Origin of the sequence: Streptomyces coerulescens (assembly GCF_042657965.1) — a bacterium.
Taxonomy (GTDB): domain Bacteria; phylum Actinomycetota; class Actinomycetes; order Streptomycetales; family Streptomycetaceae; genus Streptomyces; species Streptomyces coerulescens.
The window spans coordinates 1-19,849 of the sequence record NZ_JBHSKM010000044.1 but is presented as its reverse complement, the minus strand read 5'-3'; the positions used below and the strand labels follow the sequence as shown (position 1 = coordinate 19,849).

The following is a 19,849-nucleotide window of genomic DNA, read 5'->3' as shown; positions in this document are numbered from 1 at the left end:
CCAGGACGGCTCATACGCGGGGAATTCAGGTGACACCACCTCGCGCGGAGCAGGCTCCTCTCCCCGGCCAGGGAGTGGTCTGTCAGTGCCGAGTGCTTCCATGGTCCGCACAGGGCATGTGAGAGGAGAACGGATGACGCGTACGACGCCGCCGCGCCCTTTGGATCTGACCGCGGTGTTCCCGGAGTTGGCCACGATGTCAAGGAACGTCACTCGGCTGCATCCACGGTCGGGTTCACCCGAGGTCGAGGACAGTTCGGTGGGTGGCCCGCTGCTGTGGCCGCGGGACGAGCCGTGGCCGACCTGCACGCGATCGCACGAGGTGTACGAGGTGGTGGAACTGGAGGCGGTGCGTGCCGCACATCACGCCACGGTCGCCCGATGGTCACGGCCGGAGGACGAACCGAGCACGCCCGAGGAACAGGCGATCCATGACCGGTCCAATCCGAAGAAGATCGACAGCCCTTATACGGATCCAGTGCCGCTCTTGCCTGTGGCACAGCTCTACGCCCGGGACGTCCCCGGCCTGCCTGCCCCCGATGGCGCGGACCTGCTGCAGATCTTGTGGTGCCCGTTCATCGACCACGAGGGCGACATCCCGGCCATTCACGTGCGCTGGCGCCGTGCTGACGAAGTGACCGTGAGACTTTCGTCGGCGCCGGAGCCGACCGTGATCGAGCTGGAGGACTATTGGCCCGCCCCCTGCGTCCTGCATCCGGAACAGGTGACCGAGTATCCGGACCTCAACCAGCTGCCCCCTGCCGTGGGCGCCCGCGTCCACGCATGGCAGGAGGAAACGGGCCACCACTACACCGAGTTCGCGGTGGCTCCGGGCTGGAAGATCGGCGGCTGGGGCGTTGTCTCATCGGATGACCGCGACCGTGCCGACCCGCCGCGCTGCGAGTGCGGCGCGCTGACCGAGCCCCTGTTCACTGTTGGGCTCAGTGAATGGAACGGGGACAACGAAGGCGGTTGGCGCCCGGTCGAGGACGCCGATGCTGATGACCGGCGATGCTACCCACCAGTGGGGGACCCGACCAGGATCGACCTGGGAGACGAACAGTTGCAGATCTACCGCTGCCCGGAATCCCACGAGCACCCGCCTGTGATCGTTCGGGTGTACCAAACGCTTTGACATCCTCTGTGAGGCTTCACGCCTGCCCGAGGGCATGTCATCCGCCTGCGGCGTCCTCGGCCTCCCAGCGCAGGAGGTCTCCCGGCTGGCACTTGAGTACCTCGCAGAGCGCGGCGAGGGTCGTGAACCGTACGGCCTTGGCGCGGCCGTTCTTGAGTACCGCGAGGTTGGCGGGTGTGATCCCTACCCGGTCCGCGAGCTCGCCCACGGACATCTTCCGCCTGGCGAGCATCACGTCGATGTCGACGGCGATCGGCATCAGATCACCTCGTCCAGCTCGGCCTGCATCTGGGAAGCTTCGACGTCGCGCGCGACGGCCTGCGCGAGCAGCATCCGCAGCACGAGCACGATGAGGGCGACCCCCAGGATGGCCACGCCGACCCCGCCCATGATGACGGTCACGCCGGGGTCTTCGCGCTGGCCCGGCGCATTGATGCCCGTGACCGCGAACCACAGGAGAGCAGCCGCCACGATCGCGCCGATCACGGCGTCCACGTACCGGAAGGCGGCGTGGGAGAACACGGTTCCGCGTCGCACCATCGCCACCAGCCGCCATACGCAGACCAGGGCGACCTGGACCGACACCATGCCCAGGATCGTGATCACGCGCAGCGGGGTCAGCGGGAGCGAGCCGTCCTCCGGGTCGTTCCCGCTGACCAACGCCCACATCATCCCGGCCTGTACGAACAGGGTGCCGGCGAGCACCACCACGAGCACGGCGCGCAGCGCACGCACTGTCAGCTTTCCCATGTCCCATCCTTCAATTGAGTTGCGATGGGAACCTATCGAAATTCGATAGGTTAGGCAAGGGCTGGAACGGAGGGCTGGCGGCGGTTGCGCACGGTGGCGGCACGACTCAGCCCCTTGCCACGGCATAGCGTCCGCATGAACGGTCTTGATCTGGTCGAGGTGGACCTCGCTCGGTGCAAATCGGACGCCACCCGGCTACGCCGAAGCCCTGAGGGAGCGGGCCTGCCCGGTGGGGAGCTCACCAGTTCTGGCGGCCTTGTGCGGTTGGCGGTAGGCGGCGGCCAACTCCTTGGGCCCGGGGTCGCGGCCGGTCGCGGGAGCCGGTCCTGGCTGCCAGCCCCGGGCCGGTGCCGTATGGGGTGGTGGTTCAGCGAAGGGGACGTGGCCTTCGAAGCGAAGATGGTCGTGGTGATGGGTGCCGGTGAACAGACGGGCAGACAGTCCGCTCCGGAAAGCGCCAGGACAGGCGGGCGCTCAGGTGAGGAAGTTGTCGCACCGCCTCGCGTTGGTCGGCTGCGAGTTACCCGGCGAAGGCGGGGGTGTCGGCGGCGAAGTCCAGCAGTGACGGGACGAGGTGACCTGTCGTCCATGGGCTGGGCCAGGGTTGCCTTGATCTGACGGCTCCGCCGCTGGGCGCGTGATGTGGACGCCGGTGCACGGCGAGGCTGCCCGTTGCGCGCGGCGGGCCCCCGACGGACGGGTCAGGCGGCGTGGCCCAGCGCCACGGGGCCGACGGGTTCCGCGGTCGCGTACACGGGACGGGTGGCGCGGACAGCGGCCGCGACCTGCGAGCGGCTCCGCGCGAAGACAATGAGGCGCAGCACCGCGAAGCGCGCGACACCGGCGAGTGCGGAGGCGGACAGGTAGACGACCTGCTCGAGCACCAATCCCGGTGCCGACGCCAACTGCCGCAGGACAAGCATCGCCACGGAGGTCACCGCGTACGCGGCCGCCGCCGACCCGGCCGATTGCACATGCTGGCGCCAGGTCGCGCGCCTGCCTGCGACGAAAGTGAAGCGGGCATGCAACTCGGTGGCGAGAAGCGTCGAAACCGCGGTGATCAGAGCATTGGCCAGGCCCCAGTGGATCCAGGAGGCGAGAGCCGCCACGGCGAAGCTGGAGGCGAGCCCGACTCCGCCGCCGAAGAGTACGAAACGGGCGAAGGCGGTGAAGGTGTCGGATGCCGCCTGCTGCTGACTCTGTGCTGTCTCCATGATCCGACCCCCCCCTTTGATCGCTCGCTGTTGTGTGCCGTGGCCGCCTGATGGCATTCAGGAAGGCCATCCGACAAGTGGCCCCTGATGCGGGAGCTGACGGTGCGTCTTCCTGTTATGCGGTGAGCCGCACGCGGATGCCCAGCGTGCTGTCCCTTCCCTGGAGCCGGCTCTGGAGGATCATGAGGCGGCCGAGGATGCCGTACTTGCGGCCGATGAGTTTGCGGTAGCGGGCGCCGGTTGTCTCGTCGGTGATTTCGGCGGTGGCCGGTACCTGTTCGCCCGTCGGGTTGCCACGCAGGTCGCAGGGGCCGACGAGGATGTCGCCGCGTGCCCGGATCCGCTTGACCTTCCAGGAGTCGGCGGGCGTCCGCACGCCCAGCGTGTCGCCGTCGCGGACCACCCACACCGGGGTGGCGACCGGGGTGCCGTTCTTGCGGTAGCTGGTGATGAGCATGTACTTGCCGGCGCCGAGCCGCGCCAGCGTGTCGTCCGTGATGCGTTTGTGCTCCTTGCCCTTGTGTTCGAAGTCGTCGGGTATGTGGGCGGCGTACTTCGAGGCCGGTTCGCGCATGGGGGTGCTTTCTTTGGAGTACGGGGGCGGACAGCGGGGCGCCCGTGACGTTGCGGGGTGGGATGAGTACCGCCCGCCGGGTGCGGGGACGGTTCAGCTCAGCGGGACGTCGAGGACGGCCTTGTGGTGGCTGAATGTCTCCATGGAATAGCGGCCGTGGTAGCGACCCATGCCGCTTTCGCCGACGCCGCCGAAGGGCAGGGTCGGTACGGCGAGGTGGTGCATGGGCAGGCCGAAGTTGAGGCCGCCCGAGGAGGTCTCGGCGGCGAGGCGGCGCTTGGTGGAGTTGTTCTCGGTGAAGGCGTACAGGGCGAGGGGCTTGTCGCGGTCGTTGATGAAGGCGATGGCCTCGTCCAGGTCCGCGACGGGAAGGATCGGCAGGATGGGGCCGAAGATCTCCTCCTGCATCACGGGCTCGTCGGGCCGGACGTCGGCCAGCACGGTGGGGGCGATGTACGTGTCCGCGCGGTCGGTCTGCCCGCCGGTGACCGTACGGCCGGAGTCCAGCAGTGCGGACAGCCGGTCGAAGTGCCGCTCGTTGATGATCCGTCCGTAGGCATCGGAGGTCTGAGGGTCCGCACCGAACAGCCCCTTGAGCGCGACGACCAGGGCGGCCTGCAGCTCGGTCGCGGTGTCCGGGTCGGTCAGGACGTAGTCGGGGGCGACGCAGGTCTGTCCGGCGTTGGCGAACTTCGTGGCCGCCAGGCGCTGCGCGACCGTGGCGATGTCGGCGTCCCGGTCCACGAACACGGGCGACTTGCCGCCGAGTTCGAGGACGACGGGGGTGAGGGTCTTCGCGGCGGCGGTCATCACGATGCGGCCCACCGTGCCGTTGCCGGTGTAGAAGATGTGGTCGAAGTGCTGCTCAAGGAGCACGGTGGTCTCCGGCGCGCCGCCCTCGACGACCGCGGTGGCGTCGGTGTCGAGGTACGCGGGCAGCAGCTCGGCCAGCAGTGCCGAGGTGCGGGCGGCGTAGTCGGCCGGCTTGATGACGACCGCGTTCCCGGCGGCGAGCGCGCCCGCGACGGGCACGAGCAGCAGATTGACCGGGTAGTTCCACGCCGAGATGACCAGGACGACACCCAGGGGGTCGAAGACGGTGCGGGCGGTGCTGCCAGGGACTCCGGGCACCGTCACGGGGGCGGGCCGCGGGGCGGTCCACTCCTCCAGGTGCTCCAGGTAGTCGTCGATCTCGACGATCGTGGTGTTGATCTCCATGGCGTCGGCCTCGGCACGGTTCTTGCGCAGGTCCGCGTAGAGGGCGTCGGCTATCGCCGCACGGTTGTCGGTGAGGAGGTCGCGCAGGCGGGTCAGCTGGTGTCGGCGCCAGGCCAGGGGCTTGGTGCGGCCGGTGCGGAAGGTGGCGCGCAGCCGGTTCACCAGCGCGGTGGCTTCGGTGGCGGTGAAGGTGTCGTCGAGGGTGAAGGCTGCCTTGGTGTCAGTCACAGTCGGGTCCCGTTGGGTGCGGCGGTGGGGCGGTGCGGGGGAAGCCGGTCGGCACGGAAGGCCTCGCGGTTCGGGGGAAGGAGGGTCGCGGCCCGTGGAGGTGGCGCGGTCAGGCGGTGACGGCCGTACGGTCGGGCATGGTCTCGGCGTCGCTCGACGCGGAGGGAGTGGCCCCGTCATCGCTGGACGCGGCGAGCGTGCCGGTGGCCGACGAGGGGGACCTGCGGCGGACCGCCAGGCCGACCATGGCCACACCGATGACCAGCAGGAACGCCATACCGGCCAGAGCGAAGCTCAGGGTGTACTGGCTCTCGGCGGGCAGGGCGGGGACGCCTGCGGGCAGGTTGTCGAGCGTCTTGGAGGCGAGCAGCGAGGTGACGACCGCGCTGCCGATCGCGCTGCCGGTGGAGCGGGAGATGGAGTTGATGCCGTTGGCGATGCCGGTCTGGTGGTGCGGGACGCTTGTCACGATCAGTGCGGGCATTGCGGCGTAGCCGAAGCTGATCGCGACACCGACGACCATGCCGGCCAGGATGACCGACGCGGTGGTGTCGTGGGCGAGGGTCAGCCAGGCGAAGCCGATGACGCCGAAGGCGGCGCCGGCGGCGAGGGTGAGACGGGCGCCGATGCGTCGTACCAGCACGCCTCCCAGCTGGGCGGCGACCAGCGAGACGAGGGCGGAGGGCAGCAGGTAGAGAACGGAGGCACGCAGGACGGAGGCGCCGAAGCCGTAGCCGGCGATCTCAGCGGGTGTCTGGACGAGATAGGAGACGCCGATGAACTGCGCGAACATGGCGAACCCGACGAGCAGTCCGGCGAGGTTGGTGAACAGCACCGGCCGGTGGACGAACATCTTCATGTCGACCAGCGGGTCGCGGACCCTGCGCTCCACGAGAACCCAGATGACGGTCATGACGACCGCGGCCGCGAAGAGGCCGAGTGTGCGGGCCGAGGTCCAGCCCCAGGTGTGGCCCTGCGAGATGGGCAGCAGGAGCAGCACGAGCAGCAGGGCGAGGCCGGCGGCGCCGAGCCAGTCGGTGCGTCCGCCCGTCCGCGTACGGGGCGCGGGGACGACGAGGGCGACTGCGATCAGGGCGGCGGTGGCCAGTGCCGCGGCGAGCCAGAAGACCTGGTGGTAGTCGGGGTTGGCACCCTGCGAGAGGAGTCCGGCGCTCACCAGGGCGAGGCCGCTTCCGAACCCGAGCGTTCCGCTGACCAGGGCCATGGCGCCGGGCAGCCGCGCGGGTGCGAGCTCTTGGCGCAGCACGGACAGCGCGAGCGGGAAGATCGCGGTGGCGGCGCCCTGCATCACGCGGGCCACGATGAGCCACAGCATCGAACTCGTGGTCGCGGCGAGCACGGATCCGGCGACCATCACCACCAGTACGCCGAGCAGGGTCGGCTTCGTGCCGTGCTGGTCACCGAGGCGGCCCAGCAGCGGGGTAAAGACCGCGGCCGACAGCAGCGTGGCGGTCGTGACCCAGCTGACCTGGGCGGTGGTGGCGCCGAGGTCGTTCTGGATGATGCCGAGGATCGGGACGACGAGGGTCTGCATCATCGACACGACCATGGCGGCGAGGCCCAGGACCAGGACGAGGCCGAGGCTGCCGGTGCGGCGATCCGGCGCGGTGGCGAGGGAGGACTTCACGGTCTTCTTTCCGGTGGAAGGGTGCCCGAAGGAGGGATGCATCGATGGTCGATGAGTCAAACCATTGAGGTACTCGATGCTTGAGGTCATCAAACAATGGCCATCAAACAATAAGAGCTGGTGGATGTCAAAGGTTGGGAGGTTCAAGCTTTTCGCGGTACCCTCGACGCATGTCCGCCATCCCGTCCAAGCCGCAGCTCATGGAGCTCCTCGCCCATTCGGTCAGTACGCACTACGCCGACTTCACGACAGCCGCCGCCGACATGGGCCTCACCTCCAGTCAGGCGAAGACCCTCACGGTGCTGCGCCGTGCGCCCGCCTCCATGCGGTCGCTCGCGCAGACCCTCGCCTGTGATGCGTCGAACATGACCGGGATCATCGACCGGCTCGAGAAGCGTGACCTGGTCCACCGCGAGGTCAGCGCCACCGACCGCCGCGTGAAGAACGTCGCCCTCACCGAGACGGGACAGAAGGCGATCGACACCATCCGCGAGCGGATGGAGCAGACGCAGACGGGCCTGGACCAGCTGTCCGACGAGGAACGCGCCGAACTCTTCCGCCTGCTGACCGTCGTCTTCCCACACTGATCCGCGCAGCGCGGGTGCCGCTCCGCCGAACTGTCGAGCACTGTCTGCTGCGCCGGCCGGGGATGCCCGCGAGGGCGAGCGATCTTCGCCCGCAGATGGACGGTGGTGAAGGCGGACTCGACGAAGTCGCCGGTCCGTAGAGGCATCAGCGCTGGGCAGGGACGCCGACAACTCGGCCTCGTCGTCTGCGAGTTCCTTGACTGACCTGGCGAACTGCTTGCCATGGGGATCGGCCGGAGTCCGCCTCCGAGGGCCTCGGGTGTCCTGTGAGCTGGCCCGGCAACGCGGCCCCCTCGACGTGATGTGCGATAACGGCCTGCCCGCCCACGACTGGTGCCTCAGGCAGCCGCCGCCACACGTCTGGATCTGAGTGCCGTGGCATGCGCCCGGACGATGACGATCGAGAGGCTGAATTCCAGGAGGGCGGAGGCGAGGAAGACTCCCGCCGGGTTGGGGATGCCGTTCTGGGCGAAGGAGATCAGCCGGCCTATGCCCCCGAGGAAGATCGGGACCGCCAGGAAGTGGACGAGCACTCCCTGCCGGCGGATGGTCGCCGCAGTCCAGAAGAACAGGGGAGCCCAGCCGAGATAGACGCCTGCCAGGAAGCGGTGCACGTTGTCCGCGTCCGCCGGGCCTCCCTGCGCCAGTAGTTGCAGGCCGTCTCCGAGCGCGATGGCGGTGGCGAGCAGCAGGCAGACACGGACGATGGTGTTGGCCGCTGCGACAGAAACGCGTACCGCCATCACGACTCCTTGTGTATACCGGAGTTGTTCTCAGGACTGGTGGTCAGACCTGCTCGGTGGGGCGTACGAGCAGTTCACCGACGGCCACGTGCCGGGGGCGGGTGACGATGTAGCCGACGGTGTCGGCGATGTCCTGGCTCTGGAGGCGCTCGATGTCACCCAGGCCGGCGGTGATTGCCTGCTGGACGACTTCCGGGTTGTGTGTGCGCAGTTCGGTGTCGACGCTGCCCGGCTCGATGACGGACACACGGACGTGCTGGCGCGCCAGTTCCTGGCGCAGCGACTCGCTGAACGCATTCACGCCGAACTTGCTGGCGCTGTATACGGCCATCATGGGGTAGGCGGTACGGCCGCTGAGGGAGCTGATGTTGACGAGGTCGGCGACCTGACGCGGCTCTTCGGCGGCGGCCTTCACCAGGTGAGGGACGGCGGCGTGGGCGGTGTACATAAGTCCCATGAGGTTGATGTCGATCATGCGCCGCCAGTCGTTGAGGTCCGCGCCGGGGGTGGGCCCGAGCAGCATGAGACCGGCGTTGTTGACCAGGACGTCCAATCGGCCCATGCCCTCGACGGTCCGCTCGACCGCCTCCGCGGCGGTTTGTTCGGTGGTGATGTCGGCGGGTACGACCAGGGCCTTTCCGCCGGCGCCCGTGATTTCCGTGGCGAGGCTGGTGAGCCGGTCCTCTCGCCTGCCGACCAAGGCCACGGAGGCGCCCTCGCCGGCGAGCTCCAGGGCGGTGGCATGGCCGATGCCGCTGGAAGCCCCGGTGACCAGGGCGACGGTTCCTTCGAGACGACGAGTCATGCTTAGGGCCTTTCGGTGAACGGCCACGTCGCTGCGGGCCGCAAATGGATTGCGGGGAGGTGTCAGCCCTGGCGGGCCTTGTGGGGGTGGTGGCCACTCAGGGCCGGGCCAAGGGCAGAATGGGGAAGTGAGTACTACTGGGCGGAAGACGACCAACGCCGAGCGCCAGGAGAGCACGATCGAGGCAGACCTGCCCCCTCGAGAACGTCTGGTCCGGGCGGCGTCGCGGCTGTTCTATTACGAGGGTGTGCGCGCGATCGGCGTGGAACGGCTGATCGCCGAAGCAGGCGTGACGAAGGCGACCTTCTACCGGCACTTCGCCTCCAAGGACGACCTGGTCGTGGCCTATCTGCTGACCAAGGACGCCTACTACAAGGGGGTGGCCGAACCGCTGGCCGCCGGGCACCCGCCCGCGGAGGCGATCGACCTGATCTTCGAGGCGATCGCCGAGCACGCCCGCGAGCGCGGCTTCCGCGGATCGCCGTTCATGAACGCCGCCGCTGAGTACCCCGACGCCGACCATCCGGTCCGGGGCCTGGTGACAACTCACCGGGACTGGACCCGCTCCCTCTTCCAGGACCTGCTCACCCGGCTCGGCCACGCCGACCCGGAGTCGGCCGCCGGCGCGCTGCTGATGCTGTACGACGGCGCGATGGCCGCTGGCTATCTGGACGACTCGACGGCCGCCCACAAGACCCTGCTGGAGGCTGTCCGGCTGATCCGGTCGGGAGGCTGACCCCCTCGAGCGGCAGTAAACAGCGACTCTGTACGGCGCCCCGGCCGGGCCGGGGGACTCTTTGGTTTCACGGAACTCTTGATCTCTCTTCGAGGTGCACCGGCGGCGTACTGGTCTGTCTCCACCGGGAGGCAGCTCAGCAGGCAGGTCCGATAGACCGTCTCCCAAGAAGTAGGAAGACCGGTCGTTCTGCCTTCGAAGATAGCGCTCTTGGTGTCCGGGCGCCACAAATCGACCCGCTTGTGGGATCCCTCACGAGTTCCTGCTGCCCCGCAGCACGTCGTGCCTCGGCGCCCGAGCTCCCCTGCCCGTGCCGGCACCTGCCCGACGTTCGGCTGCCGCGCCAGTTGGACCGTTGACCGCGGGAATCCTCAACGAAATCGTCCTGGAAGTGGTGATGCTGGGAGTCGACGGCGCGCATTCCCAACTGGACACCATGGCGCATCAGGAGGACGAGGCCGGTGTGAGCAGACACCTCGGATCGACTTCCGGGGCACGGCCGCCCAAGTGTCCAAGGAGATGACGGAACGCCTGACCGGTGTGGGCGTCAAGGTGAGCGCAGCCGGAAGGAAGTGAGGTCCCGGTACGCGTGCTTCACAGACGACGCCGCAACCGCTTCGTAGCGGCCGATCTCGTTGGTTTCAGGCCTTGTTGGTCTCAGGCGGCGTTCTGCGCGGCGCTGACGCCGCACGACGACCTCACCCCGCCGGCGCGCTGATCTCCCTTTTGAGGATCTTGCCGCTGGGGCCGGTCGGCAGGGTGTCCACGAGCCACACCTCGCGCGGGTACTTGTACGCTGCCACGCGCTCCTTGACGAACTGCCGGAGCTCGTCGGGCGTGGCCGCGGCGCCGGGGCGCAGCACGACGGCGGCCGCGATCTCCTCGCCCAGGTGAGTGTCGGCCACGCCCACCACCGCGGCCAGGGCGACGGCCGGGTGCTCGTGGAGCACCTCCTCGATCTCGCGCGGGTACACGTTGTAGCCACCGCGGATGATCATGTCCTTCTTGCGGTCGACGATGTACAGGTAGCCGTCCTCGTCCTGGCGCGCGAGGTCACCGCTGCGCAGCCAGCCGTCCGGGATGGTGGCCGCCGTCTCCTCAGGGCGATTCCAGTAGCCCTTCATCACGTTCGGCCCGCGGACGGCCAGCTCGCCGATCTCCCCGGGAGCCACATCCTGGCCCTTGTCGTCGAGGAGCCGCACCTGAACGTCCTTGATCGGGGTGCCGATGGACCCTGCCTTGCGCGGCCGGTCGGGGTGGTTGAAGGTGACCACCGGACTGGTCTCGGACATGCCGAAGCCCTCCAGCACCACGCAGCCGAAGCGACGCTCGAAGCCGTGCAGGACCTCCACCGGCAGCGAGGCTCCGCCGGAGACGCACATCCGCAGCGTCGACACATCGGCCTCCGACGGGTGCTGGAGGAGGGCCGCGTACATGGTGGGTACGCCCTCGAAGATCGTCGCCCGGTCGCGGGCGATGGCATCCAACACGCTCTGTGGGTCGAAGCGGGGGATCAGCGTGAGCGAAGCGCCTGCGCGGACGGTCACGCTCATCGTGCAGATCTGGCCGAAGATGTGGAACAGCGGCAGACAGCCCACGACCACGTCGTCCGCCGTCATCTGCTGCACATGAACCGCGTTGACCTCGGTGTTGTGCCGCAGCCCGGTGTGGGTGAGCGTGGCACCCTTCGGGCGGCCTGTCGTGCCGGAGGTGTACAGCAGCACGGCCACGTCCTCGCCGTCCGGCTCACTCACCTCGGGCAGCGGCTCATGAGCGGCCAGCAGTCCCGCGAAGGCGGCGGTTTCGACGGCCATGTGCCGCACTCCGGCGGCGGCCGCGCCCTGCGCGCCCTCGCCCGGCGCCTGGTGCCACTCGAAGAGCATCAAAGCGCCGGAGTCGCGCAGGTGGTACTCGGTCTCCCGGGTCTTCAGCAGCGGGTTCACCGGCACGACGACCGCTCCGGCACGCAGCACGCCGTAGTACAGGACGACGAACTCGGGAACGTTGGGCAGCATCAGAGCGACCCGGTCTCCCGGTCGTACGCCCTCGGCCCGCAGCAGCGCGGCGGCACGGGCACTGCGCTCGTCGAGCTCGGCGTAACTGGTGACCTGGCTCCCAAGCCGCAGCGCGGGGCGTTCCGGCTGCCGCCGTGCCGTCTCCACCAGGAATTCCGCCAGATTGGCCATGACCGCCTCCACGAAAGTCGCCGTCGAAATCCGCTGTTCACGTTGACGACATCGTGCAGATGTCCGTGGCGACGGCCTATGTGCGGTATGACAGCGTCTGCCGTCCCGGATTGTTCCCGGGAACAAGGCAAGGGCGTTACGCTGCGGGAATGGACCTCTCAGGGGTGGTCTCGGCGCTGCATGCGAGGCTGCCGGAACTGGGCGAGCGGATGGCGCACCGCATCCGCTCGGACGTCGACGCCTACCAGAGCGAGTCGCTGATCCCGTTCGACTCACTACGCAGCTCGTGCACCGCCAACGCGGACCTGCTCCTGAACCAGCTCGGCCGCGTGGGTGTGCGGGACCCGAGCCCGGCCCGGGAGACCGGGCGCCTGCGCGCCGAGCAGGGCGTGCCGCTGGCGGACACCCTGCACGCGTACCGGATCGGATTCGAACTCGTGTGGACGGAGATCCTCGCCGAGGCACGCACCCATCCCGAGGTCTCCGACGCCCAGCTGGTGTCCCAGTCCGCGGAGATCTGGGCCCTCTTCGGCAGTTACGCGGAGGCGGTGGCGGCGGCCTATCGGGAGACGACGTCCGAGCTGACCTCGCGGCGCCAGGCACGCCGCTCGGCACTGGTGGAAGCGCTGTTCACCGGCGTCATCGCCGACCGCACGCTGTGGGAGGCCGCCCGAGAGCTGGGCCTGCCCGACCGCGGCCCCTACGTCGTCGCCGCTGCGGTGGCCGACGCTCCGGGCGAGGAGCCGCTGGCCGGGTCGGAGGCGGCCCTGCGTCAGGCCCAGGTCCACTTCGCCTGGCGGCTGCTGCCCGACCAGCAGATCGGCCTGGCCGCCGTGCCCACGGCGGCGGTGGAGAGCAGTTGTCTGCGCATCCTGCGCCGGGCGGGCGCCCGCGTAGGCATCAGCCCGTGCTTTCACTCGCTGCGTGACACACCCCAGGCTCTGCGCTTCGCCCGTCTGGCTCTGGCAGGACTGCAGGGCGCCGGCCCCGGTGTCGCGCGGTTCGACGACGACCCGCTGGCGATGGTCGTCGCCGCGGCCCCTGCCGAGGCGGCGCACCTGGTGGAGGTGGTTCTCCAGCCCCTGCTCGGCCTCCCGGCCGCGGAACGTGCCCGTCTCCTGGAAACCCTGGAGCACTGGTACGCCGCCGCCGGCTCCGCCACCGACGCGGCGCGGAGCCTGTTCGTCCACCCCAACACCGTCCGCTACCGGATGCGCCGCATCGAGGAACTCACCGGCCGCTCGCTGTCCGATCCGCGAGCGACGGCGGACTTCCGCGCGGCGCTTCTGGGGTTCCGCCGGGCACGCGTGTCATCCAGCGGTGTCATTCAGTAACCGCGAACGACGGCGCGGGCTGCCGCATGGACAGGTCGATGTGGCAGCACATCGCCACCGACAGCAATTCGGTCCCGGAGAGGCAACGACCATGGACGCCCAGGCCGGGCCGTATCCCATGACTGTCCATCCACCCTGCGAACCGGACGGACGCGCCGCTGGAACTGGCGGGGGCGAAGCCCAGTGAACACCTCGACCAGCTCACGACGTTCAGCGGAGATCACCTGCGCGATCAGACCAACGCGGACCCGCTCACAGGGTTAGGGGCGAGATTCAGAGCGGGGTCGACATTGTGTGCCGGCGCCCGCTGCCGGGACGACGGCTTGGCTGACCGGCCGGCGGGGGAGGCTGCTGGGGTTGCTGACCTCCCCGGAGGTGTGGAGGTGGGCAAGCGCTGCGCCCGGCTGACCCGGTGCTTGTGCGGGTGCCGGTGTCAGGTAGCGGCGAGGATGAGGTCGCAGGCCTTCTCGCCGATCATGATCGAAGGGGCGTTGGTGTTGCCGGAGGGTACCGACGGCATGATGGAGGCGTCCGCGACGCGCAGCCCCTGTACCCCGTACACCCGCAGCTCGGGGTCGACGACGGACAGCGAGTCCTGTCCCATCCGGCAGGTGCCGACCTGATGGTGGTAGCTGCCGACGGCCCGGCGGACGTAGTTGTACAGGCGCAGGCACAAAATCGAGTGCCGGATCGGCCTGCTGAAACACGCCTGCGGCGTCGCGACGCGGTTCGATGAGCTGGCCGTCCGCTGCGAGGCCACCGTCCAACTCACTCTGACAGGCAAGGCGTTGTGAGCCCACCTCACACGGCCGGGCTCAGAGTGTGTAGCCGCCTGCGCCGCGTTCTGTGACGCCGTTCTCGCTGCGCTCGGCGGGGAGCGATGGGTGGATCTCGGTGAGGTCATCGGCTATGACGCCGCTGAGCCGGCGGCCGGGGGCATGTTGTTCGCGGCCGACGATGGAGTGATCGTAGTGCCATACCGGGTGGGACGCGTGTTCGTGCTCGACCTGAGGGCAGCGATGCGCTGTCGGGAAAGTACTTGCCGCTTGGGAAACCCCCTGCTACTTTCCTTGCAGGAAAGTGCTGCGAGGAGGGCAAATGGCTGACCAGGTACGGCCGGCGGAGGCCGCACGCGCGCTCACCGAGATCGACCAGCGGCAGGAGCAGATCATCCGGATGGCCGGCCTTCCCCGCTGGTTCTGGGGGGCCATCGCCTTCCTGATGGTCGCGTTCGCAGCGGTCGTCGACACCACCCGAGGTGGTCTCGTCCAGGGGATGGCCACCGCCTTGTTCGTGGCCGGTGTGCTTACCACCGTCGGGTTGGTGGCGTTCCGCTCGGTCCGTAGCGCCCAGCCGCGCAACAATCTGTTCGGCCCCCGTATCGTGGCCGCGGACCTGGCCTTCGCGGCGGTCATCGTCGGCGTATCGCTGGCGGCCACGCTCATCCTGAAGGCGTCCGGTGTTTCGTACGCCGCGATCATTGGTGCCTCGATCACCGCCGTGATCCTTGTGGTCGGTGGACCGATGTTCACGCGGTACCGTCAGGGCCTCATGCTCGCGAACCGGTCCGGGAGCCGACGGTGATCACGCCCAAGTTCGACGAGCTGATCCACGCACCCACCCGGCTCTCGCTCGTCTCCCTGCTCGCGGCCACCGAGTGGGCGGACTTCCAGTTCCTGCGCGACACCGCCGGCCTGTCGGACTCCGCCCTGTCGAAACAGCTCACGACGCTTGAGGGCGCCGGCTACATCGAGATCCGTAAGGGTTTCGTCGGAAAGCGGCCGCGCACGTCGGCGAGGCTCACCAGCGTCGGCCGGGCAGCCTTCGACCAGCACGTCGCGGCTCTGCAGGAGATCGTCGCCAAGGCTGGCGCGTCAGTGCTCCCCCCGACCTGAGAGGCGCAGGGAAGGCGCCCTTGACGGCAACGTGACGGCAACGTGACGGCAACAGCGGGTCCAGCCAGTGCCATTGGCTGCTCGTCAGATCACCCCGAGGCATTCCATGATCGCTTCGCGACTTTGATCAATATCTCGAACACGGCCTAGGGCATGTCCGATGGGTCGGTCGCCGGATTGATGCGTCAGACAGTCCCTGGCTCCCGGTCCTGTGCCAGCCGACCGCCCTCTCCCGGTAGGTCGTGTCAGTGCGGTACTCAAGCCGCCGCGAGGCTGAGATTTCCCGTGCTGTGGGCGGCGATGATGGTGATGTTGCTGAGGCCGGTGACCACGGTGATGGGAAGGCTGCTGTTGTTCGTACTGCCGTCGCCGAGCTGGCCGAATCCGTTGTCGCCCCAGGCATCAAGGGAGCCCCCGCTCACGGCAAGGTTGTGACTGAAGCCTGCTGCGATGGCGCGGACGCCGGTGAGACCGGTGACGCTGACCGGGGTGCTGCTGTTGTTGTTGGTGCCGTCGCCGAGCTGGCCGGCGAAGTTGTTGCCCCAGGTTTTGACGGTGCCGTCGGACAGGAGCGCGAGGCTGTGCTCGCCGCCGCCTGCGACGGCTCGGACGCCGGTGAGACCGGTGACGCTGACCGGGGTGCTGCTCTGGTTATTCGTGCCATCCCCAAGCTGTCCGGCGTTGTTGAACCCCCAGGCTTTGACGGTGCCGTCGGACAGGAGCGCGAGACTGAATTCGCCGCCGCCTGCGATGGCGCGGACGCCGGCGAGACCGGTGACGGTCACCGGGGTGCTGCTGTTGTTGTTGGTGCCATCGCCGAGCTGGCCGGCGAAGTTGCTGCCCCAGGTTTTGACGGTGCCGTCGGACAGCAGCGCGAGGCTGTACCCGGCGCCACCGGCGACGCCCGCTACGTCTGTCAGGGTTCGTACCGTACCTGCTGTGATATGGCCGACGTTGGTGCCGTCGCCGAGTTGGCCGAGCTCGTTGTTACCCAGGGCTTTGACGGTGCCGTTCCCGAGCAGGGCCAGGATGTGGTCGACGCCTGAGGCGAGGCCGGTGACGCGGGCTTGCGTCAGCTCTGCCACGGTAACCGGAGTTTGCCGTCCGAATCCGCCGCCCCATGCCTCGACACGCTGTGTCTGGGGGCCTGTGATGGGCATAGGCCACTCCTCCTTCCGACTGTTGCCGCTACTTCTTGACTGACGGTGCTATCCATTTAGGCGACCACTACTGGGGGTAACCGCACACTGGTCCCGCACAGGTGCAATCACGGCGCATCAGAACGGCGCACGCCCTTCCAGGACCGGTGCCGGTGAGGTACTCAGGCCGCCGCGAGGCTGAGATTGGAGCCGCTGTGGGCGGCGATGATGGTGATGTTGCTGAGGCCGGTGACCACATTGATGGGAACGTTGCCGTGGTCAGCTCCCCAGGCATTGAGAGAGCCGCCACTTACGGCGAGGCTGAGACTGAAGCCTGCGGTGATGGCGCGGACGCCGGTAAGTCCGGTGACGGGGACCGGAATACCGCTTTGGTTGTTGGTGCCGTCACCGAGCTGGCCGTCCCCGTTGTTGCCCCAGGCTTTGACGGTGCCGCCGGACAGCAGCGCGAGGCTGTACTCGCCACCGCCTGCGACAGCCCGGACGCCGGTGAGACCGGTGACCGTGACCGGGGTGTTGCTGTGGTTGGCAGTGCCGTCGCCCAGCTCGCCGAAGAAATTGCTGCCCCAGGCTGTGACGGTGCCGTCAAAGAGCACGGCAAGGCTGTGACTGCCGCCTGCTGCGATGGCGCGGACACCGGTGAGACCGGTGACCGTGACCGGGGTGCTGCTGTTGTTGTTGGTGCCGTCGCCGAGCGAACCGTAGACGTTGTTGCCCCAGGCTTTGACAGTTCCGTCAGACAGCAGCGCGAGGCTGTGATTGCAGCCTGCTGCGATGGCGCGGACGCCGGTGAGACCGGTGACGGTCACCGGGGTGCTGCTCTGGTTATTCGTGCCGTCGCCGAGCTCACCGAAGAAGTTGGCGCCCCAGGCTTTGACAGTGCCGTCGGAAAGCAGCGCGAGGCTGAACTCACAGCCGCCGGCGACCGCCGTTGCGCCTGTCAAAGTCCGTACTGTACCTGGGGTGGCATGGCCAATGTCGGTGCCGTCGCCGAGTTGGCCGAGCTCGTTGTTTCCCAAGGCTTTGACGGTGCCGTTCGCCAACACGGCCAGGACATGGTTCCTGCCTGCCGCGAGGCCAGTGACGCCGGCTTGCGTCAGCTCTGCCACGGTGACCGGCGTTTGCCGCTCGAAGCCGCCGCCCCAGCCCTCGACCCGCTCTACATGGTGGCCTGCCATGAACATAGGCCGCGCCTCTTTCCAACCGTTGTCGCTGCTTTCAGAGATACTTCCTGTCCAATACGTGACCATCACTGCGAGAGGCAAAGCCACACCGGTCCCGCACGGGGGCAATGACGGCGCACCAGGAGGCGCGCGTGTCGGCAAGCAGTAAGAGCTTGATAAGACCAATCAGATGGCCAGGGTCTAGCTGCTCCAACTCCTCAGTCGACATTGGCCGGCGACGCCCGGCGCTCACGTAGATCCCGTACGACCGCCAGGGCCGCCAACCCGAGCCTCCTGGCCTTCGGGCCGACTGCGGATCGGTCGTAGGAAGCTCGAACGCTTCAAACATCCCGACGTCACGTCACAAAGCTGCAGAGAGCCCGAAGGAGAAAGACCCGGCCACGAGGTTGGGGACTCAGTAGGGCTCAGGGAAACTCACGGGATGGTGCACAGTTGCCCGGGTTACCTCTCTTCCTCGGATGAAGCTGCAGCAGCTGCGACGGAACACCGAGCGAACACGCGAACCGATCAACGCTCAGCTGCAGGCTTGGAACATGCGCTGCCGTGGTCGTGGACGCACCTCGCATCAGGGAACGATCAGTGCCCGTAGGATGCCATCCATACTTTCGGCCTCGTGCAGGAACCTTGAAGCGCCTACGTGACACACATACTCACGACGTAAGCCGCAGTTCAACACGTCGGACTTGCCGAGTCCGTTCGGAAAAACCGCGGTACTGAACTGGTTGGTGACCAGGGTGCCGACCACCCGCAGCAGCGGCCCGGACTTCACCTCGTCGGCACATGGATCGATGTGTTCAGCCGATTTGGCGAACCTGCCTTCCCTGAACTTGCCGCGCCGGCATCACGCGGCCGCATCGGGATTTCTGGCGATGCCGAGATCGGCAGGTCTGTTGCGCTCTCGACGAGGCAGGAAGTGCTCTGGGTGGCAGGAGTGTGGCTGCGTCCGCGTCGTCCAGGACGGCGACGTGTCGTATCAGGCAACGTCCGCCTCGCGTTGGGGACATGGCCGGTGTCGACGGCTCGCTGTTGTCCGTCAGAATCGGCGCATGCTGAGAGTTGGTTCTGTGGTGCTGGGTGTCTCGGATGTGCCGCGTGCGGCCGCATTCTGGATGGAGGCCCTGGGATACGTTCCGCGCGAGGAGATGGAAGACGACTGGGTGGTTCTGGTGCCGGCGGAACGGACGGGGGTGCAACTGGCTCTCGGTCTCAGCGAGACACCGGTCCAGGAACATCCGCGGATCCATCTGGACCTGTATGCCGGGGATGCGGCCGACCAAGCTGCCGAAGTCGAGCGGCTGGTGTCCCTGGGGGCCCAGCGCGTCGACTGGGACCTTTATCCGGATAACGCCGACTTTGTCGTGCTCGCCGACCCCGAGGGCAACCGCTTCTGTGTCATCGACACCGGTCACGGCTGAAGGAGACCGGAGACAGCTTGAATGACGGAGCGGGTGCGGGAGGTCGACGACTCAGCGGGACCAGTCCTGAACGCGAGGCCGCGTTCAGCTCGGCGAGTAGGGCTCTCGACCGGAGGCACGCTCTGCGCGGTGATCTGGTCGCTGGCCTTGCCAAGGCCCTCCAGGGAGGGCATGCGCTGGCACCGTCGGCCTCGGGGCCCCGTGAGCGCCGTCGGCGTCAGTGTCGCCTTCGCGAGCGGCATCGGACGCGGTCGCTCGTCCTGCCGGCGCCTCGCCGGTGAGGCCTCCGCGGTCAGCGGCCGCCACGGTGAGCGTGTCCGGGCCGGAGTTGCCTGTGACGTCCGAGTCCACCGTGCTCTTGCCGGGGCCCGTCCTCACGGCTGCAGGACGTCTCCGCCCGCCGGTGGGTCTGCGGTGATGGCACCGGTCCCGGTTTCGGTCCGTGCAGCGTCGGCCACAGTCACGCCTGGACCGTGCGGTCGGTCGGGCCCGGCGCTTTCCAGCTGGTCAATTGTGCAAGCGGGTTCTGCATGACGGCCTCGGACAACGACTACCCGGCATTTCTCTCGTCCTGCGGTGTCGGCAGCGACCGCTGGCGCTTTGAGGCTGCCACCGCGGCGGGCCAGAGCCGGCAGAACACCGCGGTCGGCGGCTGCCTGGCGGTCTCCTTGCAGGCATTCATGGGGGAACTCGTCTTTGTGGCCGCCTGTGACAGCGACGAGCCCGAGCAACTGTGGAGGGACACGAGCTGATCGGACCTGCCGGACCTGCCGGACCTGCGAGGACAGGCGCCGTGCCTGCCGGCGGCGGCACGGGGTACTGCGGCTGCGTCTGACGCGCATCGGGGACGGCGGCCGGCGCGGTGGCCGGGCGTCGCTGTGGTGCCGGTGGTCGCGGTCGGGGTTTTCCCCGGGGCCGTCGGAGGTTTTGGTTCACTGCCGGGGCCGGGGCCGGGGCCGGGCCCGGGGGACTGGGCGGTGCCGTTGCGTGTCGTGGTGGGTTGTGGCGGTGGTGCTGGTGTGCGGCTGGGTTGGGCGGGG

At 68.3% G+C, this 19,849-nt stretch carries 20 protein-coding genes; 8 read left to right on the top strand and 12 right to left on the bottom strand.

The window, feature by feature from the left end; translation table 11 throughout:
• The first annotated feature begins 133 nt into the window (after nucleotides 1–133).
• Nucleotides 134–1,135: a hypothetical protein gene (locus ACFPQ9_RS37520; RefSeq protein ID WP_380863408.1), complete on the top strand. Its 1,002-nt coding sequence runs from the start codon at nucleotides 134–136 to the stop codon at nucleotides 1,133–1,135.
• A 37-nt stretch (nucleotides 1,136–1,172) separates the two neighbouring features.
• Here ACFPQ9_RS37520 and ACFPQ9_RS37515 read toward each other — a convergent pair whose 3' ends face one another.
• From ACFPQ9_RS37515 to ACFPQ9_RS37490, 6 genes are all read right to left on the bottom strand, one after another.
• Entirely contained in the window at nucleotides 1,173–1,394 is a 222-nt protein-coding gene (locus ACFPQ9_RS37515; RefSeq protein ID WP_370021954.1) for a helix-turn-helix domain-containing protein, read from the bottom strand.
• Complete coding sequence (locus ACFPQ9_RS37510; protein WP_380863406.1) at nucleotides 1,394–1,885, bottom strand: DUF2975 domain-containing protein; 492 nt, start codon at nucleotides 1,883–1,885, stop codon at nucleotides 1,394–1,396. Before ACFPQ9_RS37510 ends, ACFPQ9_RS37515 begins: the two co-directional genes overlap by 1 nt.
• 701 nt (nucleotides 1,886–2,586) lie before the next feature.
• Nucleotides 2,587–3,099 (bottom strand): GtrA domain-containing protein, encoded by a 513-nt coding sequence (locus tag ACFPQ9_RS37505; RefSeq protein ID WP_380863404.1) that lies wholly within the window; start codon nucleotides 3,097–3,099, stop codon nucleotides 2,587–2,589.
• Nucleotides 3,100–3,214: 115 nt separating this feature from the next.
• Entirely contained in the window at nucleotides 3,215–3,598 is a 384-nt protein-coding gene (locus ACFPQ9_RS37500; protein WP_380864397.1) for a PPOX class F420-dependent oxidoreductase, read from the bottom strand.
• A gap of 168 nt (nucleotides 3,599–3,766) precedes the next feature.
• Nucleotides 3,767–5,056 (bottom strand): aldehyde dehydrogenase family protein, encoded by a 1,290-nt coding sequence (locus ACFPQ9_RS37495; RefSeq protein ID WP_380864396.1) that lies wholly within the window; start codon nucleotides 5,054–5,056, stop codon nucleotides 3,767–3,769.
• A gap of 172 nt (nucleotides 5,057–5,228) precedes the next feature.
• Entirely contained in the window at nucleotides 5,229–6,809 is a 1,581-nt protein-coding gene (locus ACFPQ9_RS37490; protein WP_380863402.1) for an MFS transporter, read from the bottom strand.
• 128 nt (nucleotides 6,810–6,937) lie between these two features.
• Between ACFPQ9_RS37490 and ACFPQ9_RS37485 the strand changes: the two genes are divergently transcribed.
• Nucleotides 6,938–7,354 carry a MarR family winged helix-turn-helix transcriptional regulator gene (locus ACFPQ9_RS37485; RefSeq protein ID WP_380863400.1) on the top strand — a complete coding sequence of 139 codons (417 nt, stop codon included), beginning with the start codon at nucleotides 6,938–6,940 and terminating at the stop codon, nucleotides 7,352–7,354.
• Nucleotides 7,355–7,692: 338 nt separating this feature from the next.
• Here the strand turns inward: ACFPQ9_RS37485 and ACFPQ9_RS37480 are convergent, their stop codons facing one another.
• Together ACFPQ9_RS37480 and ACFPQ9_RS37475 are read right to left on the bottom strand one after the other, a co-directional pair.
• A complete protein-coding gene (locus ACFPQ9_RS37480; protein WP_380863398.1) occupies nucleotides 7,693–8,097 on the bottom strand; it encodes a DUF4345 family protein in 405 nt (134 codons plus the stop codon).
• Nucleotides 8,098–8,140: 43 nt separating this feature from the next.
• A complete protein-coding gene (locus ACFPQ9_RS37475) occupies nucleotides 8,141–8,902 on the bottom strand; it encodes an SDR family NAD(P)-dependent oxidoreductase (protein WP_380863396.1) in 762 nt (253 codons plus the stop codon).
• A gap of 127 nt (nucleotides 8,903–9,029) precedes the next feature.
• On the opposite strand from ACFPQ9_RS37475, the gene ACFPQ9_RS37470 reads away from it, so the two are divergent.
• Entirely contained in the window at nucleotides 9,030–9,638 is a 609-nt protein-coding gene (locus ACFPQ9_RS37470) for a TetR/AcrR family transcriptional regulator (protein ID WP_380863394.1), read from the top strand.
• A gap of 698 nt (nucleotides 9,639–10,336) precedes the next feature.
• On the opposite strand, the gene ACFPQ9_RS37465 is transcribed toward ACFPQ9_RS37470, so the two are convergent.
• Nucleotides 10,337–11,824: a long-chain-fatty-acid--CoA ligase gene (locus ACFPQ9_RS37465; protein WP_380863392.1), complete on the bottom strand. Its 1,488-nt coding sequence runs from the start codon at nucleotides 11,822–11,824 to the stop codon at nucleotides 10,337–10,339.
• 164 nt (nucleotides 11,825–11,988) lie between these two features.
• Between ACFPQ9_RS37465 and ACFPQ9_RS37460 the strand changes: the two genes are divergently transcribed.
• Nucleotides 11,989–13,158, top strand: a complete 1,170-nt coding sequence (locus ACFPQ9_RS37460) for a PucR family transcriptional regulator (RefSeq protein WP_380864395.1) — start codon at nucleotides 11,989–11,991, stop codon at nucleotides 13,156–13,158.
• A gap of 433 nt (nucleotides 13,159–13,591) precedes the next feature.
• Here ACFPQ9_RS37460 and ACFPQ9_RS37455 read toward each other — a convergent pair whose 3' ends face one another.
• The gene (locus ACFPQ9_RS37455) at nucleotides 13,592–14,062 is read right to left on the bottom strand and encodes a GMC oxidoreductase (protein WP_380863389.1); all 471 of its coding nucleotides are present in this window, start codon (nucleotides 14,060–14,062) and stop codon (nucleotides 13,592–13,594) included.
• 194 nt (nucleotides 14,063–14,256) lie between these two features.
• On the opposite strand from ACFPQ9_RS37455, the gene ACFPQ9_RS37450 reads away from it, so the two are divergent.
• Together ACFPQ9_RS37450 and ACFPQ9_RS37445 are read left to right on the top strand one after the other, a co-directional pair.
• Nucleotides 14,257–14,742, top strand: coding sequence for a hypothetical protein (locus tag ACFPQ9_RS37450; protein WP_380863387.1), 486 nt, complete (start codon nucleotides 14,257–14,259; stop codon nucleotides 14,740–14,742).
• Complete coding sequence (locus ACFPQ9_RS37445) at nucleotides 14,739–15,053, top strand: winged helix-turn-helix domain-containing protein (protein ID WP_380863385.1); 315 nt, start codon at nucleotides 14,739–14,741, stop codon at nucleotides 15,051–15,053. The genes ACFPQ9_RS37450 and ACFPQ9_RS37445 overlap by 4 nt, the downstream gene beginning before the upstream one ends.
• A gap of 257 nt (nucleotides 15,054–15,310) precedes the next feature.
• Here the strand turns inward: ACFPQ9_RS37445 and ACFPQ9_RS37440 are convergent, their stop codons facing one another.
• Both ACFPQ9_RS37440 and ACFPQ9_RS37435 read right to left on the bottom strand, forming a co-directional pair.
• Nucleotides 15,311–16,213 (bottom strand): RCC1 domain-containing protein, encoded by a 903-nt coding sequence (locus ACFPQ9_RS37440; RefSeq protein ID WP_465269602.1) that lies wholly within the window; start codon nucleotides 16,211–16,213, stop codon nucleotides 15,311–15,313.
• A gap of 161 nt (nucleotides 16,214–16,374) precedes the next feature.
• Nucleotides 16,375–17,460, bottom strand: a complete 1,086-nt coding sequence (locus ACFPQ9_RS37435) for an RCC1 domain-containing protein (RefSeq protein WP_380864394.1) — start codon at nucleotides 17,458–17,460, stop codon at nucleotides 16,375–16,377.
• Nucleotides 17,461–18,440: 980 nt separating this feature from the next.
• On the opposite strand from ACFPQ9_RS37435, the gene ACFPQ9_RS37430 reads away from it, so the two are divergent.
• Both ACFPQ9_RS37430 and ACFPQ9_RS37425 read left to right on the top strand, forming a co-directional pair.
• On the top strand, nucleotides 18,441–18,809 hold the full coding sequence (locus ACFPQ9_RS37430) for a VOC family protein (RefSeq protein WP_380863381.1): 369 nt from the start codon (nucleotides 18,441–18,443) through the stop codon (nucleotides 18,807–18,809).
• A 380-nt stretch (nucleotides 18,810–19,189) separates the two neighbouring features.
• Entirely contained in the window at nucleotides 19,190–19,561 is a 372-nt protein-coding gene (locus ACFPQ9_RS37425; RefSeq protein WP_380864392.1) for a ricin-type beta-trefoil lectin domain protein, read from the top strand.
• The last annotated feature ends 288 nt before the right edge of the window (nucleotides 19,562–19,849 follow it).